This is a genomic window from Mycobacterium sp. E2327 (assembly GCF_001672675.1).
Classification (GTDB): Bacteria; Actinomycetota; Actinomycetes; order Mycobacteriales; family Mycobacteriaceae; genus Mycobacterium.
In genome coordinates this window covers 1-12,114 of sequence record NZ_LZKE01000167.1, presented here as the reverse complement: position 1 = coordinate 12,114, position 12,114 = coordinate 1, and the positions used below count along the sequence as shown (strand labels likewise).

Annotated in this window: 11 protein-coding genes; 6 read left to right on the top strand and 5 right to left on the bottom strand. The window is 68.3% G+C overall.

Annotated elements, in window-relative coordinates; all coding sequences use genetic code 11:
- Positions 1-2: 2 nt before the first annotated feature.
- On the bottom strand, positions 3-872 hold the full coding sequence (locus A5712_RS19700) for a PAC2 family protein (protein WP_173817410.1): 870 nt from the start codon (positions 870-872) through the stop codon (positions 3-5).
- Between the two features lie 360 nt (positions 873-1,232).
- On the opposite strand from A5712_RS19700, the gene metH reads away from it, so the two are divergent.
- From metH to A5712_RS19675, 5 genes are all read left to right on the top strand, one after another.
- A complete protein-coding gene (metH, locus tag A5712_RS19695) occupies positions 1,233-4,982 on the top strand; it encodes a methionine synthase (protein ID WP_068108421.1) in 3,750 nt (1,249 codons plus the stop codon).
- A gap of 117 nt (positions 4,983-5,099) precedes the next feature.
- Complete coding sequence (locus A5712_RS19690) at positions 5,100-5,381, top strand: phosphoribosyl-ATP diphosphatase (RefSeq protein ID WP_068108418.1); 282 nt, start codon at positions 5,100-5,102, stop codon at positions 5,379-5,381.
- 2 nt (positions 5,382-5,383) lie between these two features.
- Entirely contained in the window at positions 5,384-6,241 is an 858-nt protein-coding gene (gene hisG, locus A5712_RS19685; RefSeq protein ID WP_068108415.1) for an ATP phosphoribosyltransferase, read from the top strand.
- 126 nt (positions 6,242-6,367) lie between these two features.
- Positions 6,368-6,877, top strand: a complete 510-nt coding sequence (locus A5712_RS19680; protein ID WP_068108410.1) for a DUF4126 domain-containing protein — start codon at positions 6,368-6,370, stop codon at positions 6,875-6,877.
- The gene (locus A5712_RS19675) at positions 6,874-8,241 is read left to right on the top strand and encodes an FAD-containing oxidoreductase (protein WP_068108406.1); all 1,368 of its coding nucleotides are present in this window, start codon (positions 6,874-6,876) and stop codon (positions 8,239-8,241) included. Before A5712_RS19680 ends, A5712_RS19675 begins: the two co-directional genes overlap by 4 nt.
- A 7-nt stretch (positions 8,242-8,248) precedes the next feature.
- Here the strand turns inward: A5712_RS19675 and A5712_RS19670 are convergent, their stop codons facing one another.
- The 3 genes from A5712_RS19670 to A5712_RS19660 form a co-directional block, all read right to left on the bottom strand.
- Positions 8,249-8,464 (bottom strand): hypothetical protein, encoded by a 216-nt coding sequence (locus A5712_RS19670; protein ID WP_068108403.1) that lies wholly within the window; start codon positions 8,462-8,464, stop codon positions 8,249-8,251.
- Positions 8,465-8,471: 7 nt separating this feature from the next.
- Positions 8,472-9,731: a DEAD/DEAH box helicase gene (locus A5712_RS19665; protein ID WP_068108400.1), complete on the bottom strand. Its 1,260-nt coding sequence runs from the start codon at positions 9,729-9,731 to the stop codon at positions 8,472-8,474.
- A gap of 247 nt (positions 9,732-9,978) precedes the next feature.
- Complete coding sequence (locus A5712_RS19660) at positions 9,979-10,845, bottom strand: RecB family exonuclease (RefSeq protein ID WP_068108398.1); 867 nt, start codon at positions 10,843-10,845, stop codon at positions 9,979-9,981.
- Positions 10,846-10,919: 74 nt separating this feature from the next.
- Between A5712_RS19660 and trmI the strand changes: the two genes are divergently transcribed.
- Positions 10,920-11,762, top strand: a complete 843-nt coding sequence (trmI, locus tag A5712_RS19655) for a tRNA (adenine(58)-N(1))-methyltransferase TrmI (RefSeq protein WP_068108395.1) — start codon at positions 10,920-10,922, stop codon at positions 11,760-11,762.
- A 2-nt stretch (positions 11,763-11,764) separates the two neighbouring features.
- Here the strand turns inward: trmI and A5712_RS19650 are convergent, their stop codons facing one another.
- Positions 11,765-12,067 (bottom strand): DUF503 domain-containing protein, encoded by a 303-nt coding sequence (locus tag A5712_RS19650; RefSeq protein ID WP_068108392.1) that lies wholly within the window; start codon positions 12,065-12,067, stop codon positions 11,765-11,767.
- Between the last annotated feature and the right edge of the window lie 47 nt (positions 12,068-12,114).

Here is a 12,114-nt window from a genome sequence, read left to right as displayed (position 1 = left end):
GATTATTTGCGACGCCGGCGCAGGTAACGCTCGAACTCGGCGGCCAGCGCGTCGCCGTCGATCTTGCCCAGGGCCTCGTTCATGTCGACCTCGGCGTCGCCGCGCTGCTCGAGCGACGACACGTATTCGGCCAGGTCCTCATCCTCGGCGGCCATCTCGGTGATGGCCTGCTCCCACTCCTCGGCCTGCATCGGCAGGTCACCCAGCGGCACCTCGATGTCGAGGACGTCCTCCACTCGGCGCAGCAGCGCCACGGTCGCCTTCGGGTTCGGCGGGTTCGACACGTAGTGCGGCACCGCGGCCCAGAACGTCACCGCCGGGATCCCGGCGGCCACGCAGGCGTCCTGGAACACCCCGGCGATCCCGGTCGGGCCCTCGTAGCGGGTCTCCTCGAGGCCGAAGCGCTTCGCCGACTCCGGGGAGTACGCCGCGCCCGACACCGGAACCGGGCGAGTGTGTGGGGTGTCGGCCAGCAGGGCCCCGAGGATGACGACGGTGTCGACGTTGAGCTTGTCGGCGATCGCCAGCAACTCGGCGCAGAACGTACGCCAGCGCATGTTGGGTTCCACGCCGTGCATCAAGACGACGTCGCGGTCGCTGCCCGGGGGCCGGCAGTGGGTGATCCGCATCGCCGGCCACACCAGCTCGCGCGTGACCCCGTCGATCTGCCGGATGACCGGCCGATTCACCTGGTAGTCGTAGTAGGCCTCGTCGTCGATCTCCACGATCGGGTCGGCCTCCCAGATGGCGTCCAGGTGTTCGAGCGCGTCGCTGGCCGCGTCGCCGGCGTCGTTCCAGCCCTCGAACGCCGCCACGACGATGGTGTTGTGCAGTTCGGGCAGCGCACGGGCTTCCGGGCCACGATCCGGCAGGGTCACAGAATCAGCGTACGGCCTGCCGCAAACCGCCTGCGCCGTTCCGCGAGCCTTGCCTGGCAGGGATCTGTCAACCGCCGGGCCTATTCCATAGGCCGACTATCCTTGTGGCGTGATTGCCGCCAACGAACACCGCTCGGAAATGCGTTCGGCTGCAAACTGGTTAACCTTGGTAACTATCACGTCGCCGACGAGATCCGCGAGCGGCGACGAGTTGGGCGTCCAGACCTCGATCGGGTAACGACGTAGACTTTTCTGGTCGAGAGGCGTTGCAACGGCTATTCGGGGGCCCCGGGCCCCGGGTATCCGCCACGCTCGGCAGAGTCAAGGACGCCTTCCGCTACGGAAGGAACGCACGTGAACTCCTCTGAGCCGAGAACCTTCGCGCCGAACATCCGTCCCGACTGCACTGAGGCACTGACGGCTGCTCTCCGCCAGCGGATCATGGTGATCGACGGCGCGATGGGCACGGCGATCCAGCGGGACCGGCCGGACGAGGCCGGCTATCGCGGCGACCGGTTCACCGAGTGGCCGACCGCCCTGCAGGGCAACAACGACCTGCTCAACCTGACGCAGCCGCAGATCATCGAGGGGATCCACCGCGAGTACCTGGACGCGGGCGCCGACATCCTGGAGACCAACACGTTCAACGCGAACGCGATCTCCCTCTCCGACTACGGCATGCAGGAACTGGCCTACGAGCTGAATTACGCCGGCGCCGCCCTGGCCCGCAAGGCCGCCGACGAGTACAGCACCCCGGAGAAGCCCCGCTACGTCGCCGGCGCCATCGGGCCCACCACGCGGACCGCGTCGATCTCGCCGGACGTGAACGACCCCGGCGCCCGCAACGTCTCCTACGACCAGCTGGTCGCCGCCTACCTCGAAGCCGCCAACGGCCTCGTCGACGGCGGTGTCGACCTGCTCATCATCGAGACGATCTTCGACTCGCTGAACGCCAAGGCGGCGGTGTTCGCCGTCGAGACCCTGTTCGAGGACCGCGGACGCCGCTGGCCGGTGATCATCTCGGGCACCATCACCGACGCGTCCGGGCGCACATTGTCCGGGCAGGTCACCGAGGCGTTCTGGAACTCGATCCGGCACGCCAAGCCGCTCGCGGTCGGCCTGAACTGCGCGCTGGGCGCCCCGGAGATGAGGCCCTACATCGCCGAGGTGTCGCGGATCGCGGACACCTTCGTCTCCTGCTACCCGAACGCCGGCCTGCCCAACGCCTTCGGCGAGTACGACGAGACCCCGGAGCGTCAGGCCGGCTACATCGAGGACTTCGCCGAGGCCGGCCTGGTCAACCTGGTCGGGGGCTGCTGCGGGACGGCGCCGCCGCACATCGCCGAGATCGCCAAGATTGTCGAGGGCAAGGCGCCGCGTGAGGTGCCGCAGATCCCGACGGCGACCCGCCTGTCGGGCCTGGAGCCGCTCAACATCACCGAGGACTCCCTGTTCGTGAACATCGGCGAGCGCACCAACATCACCGGCTCGGCCCGGTTCCGCAACCTGATCAAGGCAGAGGACTACGACAGCGCGCTGTCGGTCGCCCTGCAGCAGGTCGAGGTCGGTGCGCAGGTCATCGACATCAACATGGACGAGGGCATGATCGACGGCGTCGCCGCGATGGACCGGTTCACCAAGTTGATCGCGGCCGAGCCCGACATCAGCCGTGTCCCGGTGATGATCGACTCGTCCAAGTTCGAGGTCATCGAGGCGGGCCTGAAGAACACCCAGGGCAAGCCGATCGTCAACTCGATCTCCCTGAAGGAGGGCGAGGAGAAGTTCGTCCGCGAGGCCCGGCTGTGCCGCAAGTACGGCGCGGCCGTCGTCGTGATGGCCTTCGACGAGCAGGGTCAGGCCGACAACCTCGAGCGCCGGAAGCAGATCTGCGGGCGCGCCTACCGGATCCTGACCGAAGAGGTCGGCTTCCCGCCCGAGGACATCATCTTCGACCCGAACTGCTTCGCGCTGGCGACCGGGATCGAGGAGCACGCGTCCTACGGGCTCGACTTCATCGAGGCCTGCGCCTGGATCAAGGAGAACCTGCCGGGAGTGCACATCTCCGGCGGTATCTCGAACGTGTCGTTCTCGTTCCGGGGCAACAACCCCGTCCGCGAGGCGATCCACTCGGTGTTCCTGTTTCACGCCATCAAGGCCGGCCTGGACATGGGCATCGTCAACGCCGGCGCGCTGGTGCCCTACGACTCGATCGACCCCGAGCTGCGGGACCGCATCGAGGACGTCGTCCTGAACCGGCGCGAGGACGCGGCCGAACGGCTGCTGGAGATCGCCGAGCGGTTCAACAGCACGGACAAGGGTGAGGACCCGAAGGCAGCCGAGTGGCGCAGCCTGCCGGTCCGCGAGCGGATCACGCACGCCTTGGTCAAGGGCATCGACGCCCACGTGGACGAGGACACCGAGGAGTTGCGGTCCGAGATCGCGGCCGCGGGTGGTCGCCCGATCGAGGTGATCGAGGGCCCGCTGATGGACGGCATGAACGTCGTCGGCGACCTCTTCGGCTCGGGCAAGATGTTCCTGCCCCAGGTGGTGAAGTCGGCCCGGGTGATGAAGAAGGCCGTCGCGTACCTGCTGCCGTTCATCGAGGCGGAGAAAGAGCAGAACGGCACTGCGGCAGCGAAGGACACCAACGGCACGATCATCATGGCGACCGTGAAGGGTGACGTCCACGACATCGGCAAGAACATCGTCGGAGTTGTCCTGCAGTGCAACAACTTCGAGGTGATCGACCTCGGCGTAATGGTCCCAGCCGAGAAGATCCTGAACGCGGCCAAGGAGCACGACGCCGACATCATCGGCCTGTCCGGCCTGATCACCCCGTCGCTGGACGAGATGGTCAACTTCGCCGCCGAGATGGAGCGCGAGGGGATGGAAATCCCGCTGCTGATCGGCGGCGCGACGACCTCGCGCGCCCACACGGCCGTGAAGGTGGCGCCGCGTCGCAGCGGTCCGGTGGTCTGGGTCAAGGACGCGTCCCGCTCGGTGCCGGTCGCCGCCGCGCTGCTCGACGACAAGCAGCGTCCGGCGCTGCTGGAGGCGACCGAGAAGGACTACGCGTCGCTGCGCGAGCGGCACGCCCAGAAGAACGAGCGGCCGACGCTGACACTGGAGAAGGCCCGCGCCAACCGGACGCCGATCGACTGGGACGGCTACACGCCGCCGGTCCCGGCCCAGGGCCTCGGGATACGCGAATTCCGTGACTACGACCTCGCCGAATTGCGCGAATACATCGACTGGCAGCCGTTTTTCAACGCCTGGGAGATGAAGGGCCGGTTCCCCGACATCCTCAACAACCCGACCTCGGGTGAGGCGGCCCGCAAGCTCTACGACGACGCCCAGCAGATGCTCGACACCCTGATCAAGGAGAAGTGGCTGACGGCCAACGGGGTCATCGGCTTCTTCCCGGCCAACGCGGTTGGGGACGACATCGAGGTCTACACCGACGACACCCGCACCGAGGTGCTCACCACGCTGCACAACCTGCGCCAGCAGGGCGAACACCGTGAGGGCATCCCGAACCGGTCGCTGGGCGACTACGTCGCGCCCAAGGACACCGGCCTGGCCGACTACGTCGGCGCCTTCGCGGTCACCGCGGGGCTCGGCAGCCAAGAGAAGATCGCGGAGTTCAAGGCGGCCCTCGACGACTACAGCGCGATCCTGCTGGAGTCGATCGCCGACCGGCTGGCCGAGGCGTTCGCCGAACGGATGCACGAACGGGTCCGCAAGGAGTTCTGGGGATACCAGCCGGACGAGCACCTGGACAACGAGGCGCTCATCGACGAGAAGTACGTGGGAATCCGCCCCGCCCCCGGCTACCCGGCCTGCCCGGAGCACACCGAAAAGGTGACGCTCTGGAACTTGATGGACGTCAAGGAGCGGACCGGCATCGACCTCACCGAGTCGATGGCGATGTGGCCCGGTGCGGCCGTCAGCGGCTGGTACTTCTCGCACCCGCAATCGCAGTACTTCGTGGTCGGTCGGATGGCCCAGGACCAGGTCGCCGACTACGCCAAGCGCAAGGGTTGGACCCTGCAGGAAGCCGAACGCTGGCTCGCCCCCAACCTCGGCTACAACCCGGAGGACTGACCCTCTTTCCGCGAGCGTGCGTGTTTGTACGCGGACACGCCGCGTGGACCGGCATTCTGCGCACGCTCGCGGCCGAAGTGGCCCCGCAGTAACCGCCGTGACTGCACCGCGTGGCACATGGAACAATCGCACGCCGTGAAGACCTTCGAGGATCTGTTCGCCGAGCTCGGCGAGCGCGCCCGCACCCGACCGGCCGGCAGCGCCACGGTCGCCGCGCTGGACGGGGGCATACACGGGCTGGGCAAGAAGATCCTGGAGGAGGCCGGCGAGGTGTGGCTGGCCGCCGAACACGAACCCGACGACGCGCTGGCCGAAGAGATCAGCCAGTTGCTGTACTGGACGCAGGTGCTGATGATCGCGCGCGGACTGTCCCTCGACGACGTCTACCGGAAGTTGTGAGCATGCTGCGCGTCGCGGTTCCCAACAAAGGCACGCTGAGCGAGCCGGCCAGCGAGATCCTCTCGGAGGCCGGCTACCGTCGCCGCACGGATTCCAAGGACCTCACCGTCATCGACCCCGTCAACCAGGTCGAGTTCTTCTTCCTGCGGCCCAAAGACATTGCGATCTACGTGGGTTCGGGCGAGCTGGATTTCGGCATCACCGGTCGGGACCTGGTGCGCGACTCCGACGCACCGGTGCGCGAGCGCCTGGCGTTGGGTTTCGGGTCGTCGAGCTTCCGCTACGCCGGCCCGGCCGGGCGGGACTGGACGACGGCCGACCTGGCCGGCAAGCGGATCGCCACCGCCTACCCGAATCTGGTCCGAAAAGACTTGGCGGAAAAGGGCATTGACGCGACGGTCATCCGGCTCGACGGCGCGGTGGAGATCTCGGTGCAGCTCGGGGTGGCCGACGCCATCGCCGACGTCGTCGGGTCCGGGCGCACCCTGAGCCTGCACGACCTGGTCGCGTTCGGTGAGCCGCTGTGCGATTCGGAGGCGGTGCTGATCGAGCGGGCCGACGACCACGGCCACGGCGAGACCAAGGCCGTGCGCGATCAACTCGTCGCGCGGGTCCAGGGCGTGGTGTTCGGCCAGCAGTACCTGATGCTCGATTACGACTGCCCGCGTTCGGTGCTGGACAAGGCCACGTCGATCACGCCGGGATTGGAATCGCCCACGATCGCGCCGCTCGCCGATCCGGATTGGGTGGCGATCCGCGCGCTGGTGCCGCGCCGCGGCGTCAACGAGATCATGGACGAGCTCGCCGCCATCGGCGCCAAGGCGATTCTGGCTTCGGACATCAGGTTCTGCCGGTTCTGATCATCGTGCCGCGCCCGCGGCTGTGTTAACGTCCGCCTTGGGGCTGATGAAAAACCAACGCCCGTTTTCTCCATGGGCTGTCGTCCCTTGCCCTTGCCGCGCTGTTCGTCCCCCAGGAGGGTCCTCGTGACACACGCGCTTATTCTGCTGCTGGCTCTAGCAATTGGTGTCGTCGCCGGGTTGCGTTCGCTGACGGCCCCCGCCGTCGTCGCCTGGGGCGCCTATCTCGGCTGGCTCGACCTGCACGGCACGTGGGCGTCCTGGATGGGCAACATCATCACCGCGATCGTCTTCACGGTGCTCGCCGTTGGGGAACTCGTCAACGACAAGCTGCCCAAGACGCCGGCCCGCACGGCGCCACCGATCTTCGCCGCCCGGATCATCACGGGCGGGCTGGCCGGAGCGGTGCTGGGCGCGTGGCCGCACTGGACGTTCTCGGCGCTCGGCGCCGGCATCATCGGGGCGGTGCTCGGCACCTTCGGCGGCTATCAGGCGCGCAAACGTCTGGCCGCGGTGGCCGGCAAGGACCTGCCGATCGCGCTGCTCGAGGACGCCGTCGCGATCTTTGGCGGGTTCGCCATCGTTGCGGTGACGGGTCACGTGCTGACGGAATACATCCTGTCGGCGGTTAAGTGACGGAGCATTTCGACGCCATCATCGTCGGGGCCGGGCAGGCCGGCCCTCCGCTGGCGGGCCGGCTGACCGCTGCCGGGCAGCGCGTCGCGATCATCGAGCGCAAGCTCGTCGGCGGCACCTGCGTCAACACCGGATGCATCCCGACCAAGACCCTGGTGGCCAGCGCGCACGCCGCCCACTTGGCCAGGCGCGGCGCCGAATACGGCGTGGGGACCGGATCGGTCATCGTCGACATGGCAAAAGTCAAGGCGCGCAAAGACGACATCATGCTCGGCGACCGCAAGGGCGTCGAAAGCTGGCTCGAGGGCATGGACGGCTGCACCCTGATTCGCGGTCACGCCCGCTTCACCGACCCGCACACGATCTCCGTTAACGGCGACCTGCTGCACGGCGAGCGAATCTTCCTCAACGTCGGCGGCCGCGCCGTGGTGCCCGACATTCCGGGACTGTCCGACGTCGACTTTCTCACCAACGTGTCGATCCTCGAACTCGACACGCTGCCATCGCATCTCGTCATCGTGGGCGGCAGCTACATCGCGCTGGAGTTCGCGCAGATGTACCGGCGCTTCGGGGCTCAGGTGACCGTGGTCGAGCGCGGCCCGCGGCTGGCCGCGCGCGAGGACGAGGACGTCTCCGCCACGGTCAAGGAGATCCTGGAGGCCGAGGGCATCGGCATCGTCGTCGGCGCCGATGACGTGCGAATCACCAAGACCGCCAACGGATTTGAACTGACGCCGCGGGCCGGCGCCGAGCCCATCGCCGGGAGCCATCTGCTGATGGCGGTGGGACGGCGCCCCAACACCGACGACCTGGGTCTCGAGGCGGCCGGGGTGCAAACCGAACGCGGCTACATCGTCGTCGACGACAAGCTCCAGACCAGCGTCGACCACATCTGGGCGATGGGCGACTGCAACGGCAAAGGCGCCTTCACCCACACGTCCTACAACGATTTCGAGATCGTCGCCGCCAACCTGCTGGACAACGACCCCCGCCGGGTGAGCGACCGCATCACCACCTACGCGCTCTACATCGACCCGCCGCTGGGGCGCGCGGGCATGACCGTGAGCCAGGTTCGCGCGTCCGGCCGCAAGGCGTTAATCGGCAAGCGGCCGATGACGCGCGTCGGCCGGGCGGTGGAAAAGGGTGAGACGCAAGGCTTTATGAAGGTGGTGGTGGACGCCGAGACCGACGAGATCCTGGGGGCCGCCATCCTCGGCGTCGGCGGCGACGAGGCGATCCACGCCATTCTGGACGTCATGTCGGCCAAGGCGCCCTACACGACGCTCTCGCGCACCATGCACATCCACCCGACCGTCAGCGAGCTGATTCCCACGATGCTGCAGGAGATGTCGCCGCTCGACTAGTGGCGATCTACGGCGCTTTGGCGTACCGGCGCACGACGTCGTCCTCGCCGAACGAGCTCGTGTACTGCTGGCCCTGAGCGTCGCGGCCGAAAAATGTCCACCGCTGCGGGCTTGTCTGCGGCCCGCTGATGATCTTGACCGTATACCGAAGCTCGGTGCGGTTCGCCGTGCCGATGACGTCACCGACACGAACTTTCGAAGGATGAATCTGCTGTTCGGCCATGAGTCCCCTAGTGGTGGGTAGTCGTTGCGGGGCGTCGAGATCGGCGGCGGCTGCTGCGCGCGCCGGAGGGGCGGTGAGAGGGGACCGTGACGGCACTGCGGGGCCTGTCCTCGCCGACGAGGGCGTGGATGGCGGGGGAGGCCGCGCTGACCGCTTGGGGCACCGCGCGAATGGCCGCCTTGCGCATCATCGACTCGGTTTCCCGGCGCTGCTCGGGCAGCACGATGGTGACGACGTCGCCGGAGGCGCCGGCGCGGGCCGTGCGGCCGGACCTGTGCAGGTAGGCCTTGTGCTCGGCGGGTGGGTCGACGTGCACCACCAGTTCGATGTTGTCCACGTGCACGCCGCGGGCGGCGATGTCGGTTGCCACCAGCACGCGGGCGTGTCCGGCGGCGAAGGCCGCCAGGTTTCGGTCGCGCGCGGGCTGCGACAGGTTGCCGTGCAGCTCCACCGACGCGATACCGGACTGCGTGAGCTGGCGGGCCAGCTTTCGCGCCTGATGCTTGGTCCTCATGAAGAGGATTCGCCGGGAGTCTCCCGCGGCCAACCGGTGCACCAACTCCTTCTTGGCTTGGACCCCGTCGACGCAGAAGAGGTGATGCGTCATCTCCGGAGCCGACGACGTCGCTTCGACCACCGACCGCGTCACCGGATCGGTGAGGAATCGCTTGACCAAGGTGTCGACGGCGCCGTCCAGGGTGGCCGAAAACAGCATCCGCTGGCCGACGGCAGGGGTGGCCGCCAGGATGCGGGTGACGGTCGGCAGAAAACCGAGGTCGGCCATGTGGTCGGCTTCGTCGATGACCGTGACCTGAACGGCGTCCAGGCTGACCACGCGTTGTTTCATCAGGTCGTCGAGGCGGCCCGGGCAGGCCACGACGATGTCGATGCCCGCCCTCAGCGCCGCGGCTTGCCTGTTCTGCGAGACCCCGCCGAAGATCGTGGCAACGCGCAGGCCGCGCACCTTGGCGAGGGGCTGGATGGTCGCGGCGATCTGGGTCGCCAGCTCGCGGGTGGGCGCCAGCACCAGCCCGGTGGGCCGGCCCGGTTGCCGGTCAGCTGGATCAAGCCGGGTGACCAGGGGAATCGAGAACGCGAGCGTCTTGCCGCTACCGGTCTTGCCGCGGCCCAGGACGTCGCGGCCGGCGAGCGTGTCCGGCAGCGTCTGCACTTGTATCGGAAACGGGTGGTGGACGCCCCGCGCGGCGAGCGCGTCGACCAGTGGCGGGCTCACGCCAAGGTGAGCAAAGGTGTTGTCTTCCAGCATGTTTCGATGTCCCTAAAGCTTCGATGGAGACGAGATTGCCGGTGTGGCAATATCGGTCGCCGCGACTCGAGCTTCCGCAGGTGCGCCTGGTCGTCTTGGACTCGGCGCCCCGGAGGGGATCTGAGCAAAGAAAACAAAGAATCGATCACGACTCGTCGGCAACCCAGTGGGTCGCCGACGCTTTAGACAGGGTACCGCACTCGCGGGCGAATCCGCGTTTCGGACGGTTTTTCGCTTGCCCGACGCCTCACGCGGCCGGTTCGGTCGGATGCGAGATCGGTTGTGCCGCGGCAACATCCGGCCAACCCGGGTAGGGCGGTGGTGTTCCGCCGAAGGTCGGGCAGTGCTGCTGGTGGGGGCACCACTCGCACAAACGCGACGGGCTGGGGCGGAAGTCGCCCGTCGGCGCCGCGGACTGGATGGCGCGCCAGATCGCCATCAGCGTCTTCTCGAAGCGCAGCAGCTCGTCGTGGTCGGGCGCGTAGTCCAGCACCTGGCCGTCGGCCAGGTAGATGATGCGGAGCCGGGTGGGCAGCACGCCGCGGGAACGCAGCAGGGCCACCGCGTAGAACTTCATCTGGAACATCGCCTTGAACTCGGCCAGCGCCCGCGCTTCGGGCGGCGCCTTGCCGGTCTTGTAGTCCACCACCCGCAGCTCGCCGGTGGCCGCAACGTCGATTCGGTCGATGAAGCCGCGCAGCAACGTGCCGTCGGCGAGTTCGACCTCGACGCGCTCTTCGCAGCTTTGCGGGTCGAACCGGGTCGGGTCCTCCAGGCGGTAGTAGCCGGTGAGCAACGCGCGGGCCTCTGCCAGCAGTTCGGTTCGCTGTTCGGGGTCGATGTCGCCGGCCAGATCGGGCTCGGCGGCGACGACCCGGTCCCACGCGGGCTCCACCAGCGACGTGGCGGTGTCGGGGCCGCGCAGCTCGGCGGGCAGGCCGTAGAGCTGCTCGAGGGCGGCGTGCACCACCGAACCGCGCAGCTGCGCGGTCGACGGCGCCTCGGGCAGCCGGTCGATCGCCCGGAAGCGGTACAGCAACGGGCACTGCTTGAAGTCCGCCGCACGCGACGGTGATAGTGCCGGCCTCGCGCGTCCCTCCGGCTGGTCCGTCATGTGCGCAGCCTAGGACCGGGCCCCGACAACCCCCAAGCACCCGCCGCGGCGCGTCGGCTGGCACGCTAGACGGCGTGTCCGCGACCGGCCCATTCACCGTTGGCGAACGGGTCCAACTCACCGACGCCAAGGGCCGGCACTACACGATGTCGCTGACCCCCGGCGCCGAGTTCCACACCCACCGCGGGTCGATTCCGCACGACGCGGTGATCGGGCTCGAGCAGGGCAGCGTGGTCAAATCCAGCAACGGCGCCGATTACCTGGTGTTGCGCCCGCTGCTCATCGACTACCTGATGTCGATGCCTCGCGGTCCACAGGTGATCTACCCCAAGGACGCCGCCCAGATCCTGCACGAGGGCGACATCTTCCCGGGTGCCCGGGTGCTCGAGGCCGGGGCCGGATCCGGTGCGTTGACCTGCTCGCTGCTGCGCGCCGTCGGGCCCGACGGGCGGGTGGTCTCCTACGAGCAGCGCGCCGACCACGCCGAACACGCCCGCCGCAACGTCTCGGTGTTTTTCGACGGCGAACCGGACAACTGGCAACTGATCGTCAGCGACCTGGTGGACTCCGACCTGCCCGACGGCTCCTTCGACCGCGCCGTGCTCGACATGCTCGCGCCGTGGGAGGTGCTCGACGCGGCGGCGCGCCTGTTGATAGCCGGCGGGGTGTTGATGATCTACGTCGCCACGGTCACCCAGCTGTCGCGAACCGTGGAGGCGCTGCGGGCCCAGCAGTGCTGGACCGAGCCGCGGTCGTGGGAGACGCTGCAACGCGGCTGGAACGTCGTCGGGCTGGCCGTGCGGCCGCAGCACTCGATGCGGGGGCACACGGCGTTCCTGATATTCACCCGACGGCTCGCCCCGGGCGTCGTCGCCCCGGCGCCGCTGGGCCGCAAGCGCCCGGGCCGCGATGGTTAGGACTAGTCGTCACTCCTGGTCAGGCCCCGCCGCACCGACAGCAGCTCGAACTCGGGACGCGCCGCCACCATGCGTTCGGCCGCGTCCAGCACGTCGACCGCGTGGCGGCGGTCACCGGACACCAAGGCCACGCCGATGCCCGCCCGTCGGTACAGCTCCTGCGCGCCGGTTTCGGCGGCCGACACGGCGAACTTGCGCTGCAGCTCCGCCACGACGGGCCGAATGACCGACCGCTTCTGCTTGAGTGATCGCACCCCAAGCTCCGGGCCCAGCAACACGTCGAATTCGAGCCAGCCGATCCACATCGCGGCTAGCCCGTGGGAGTCGGCGGGGGCGGGGCCGGAGGGTGGGG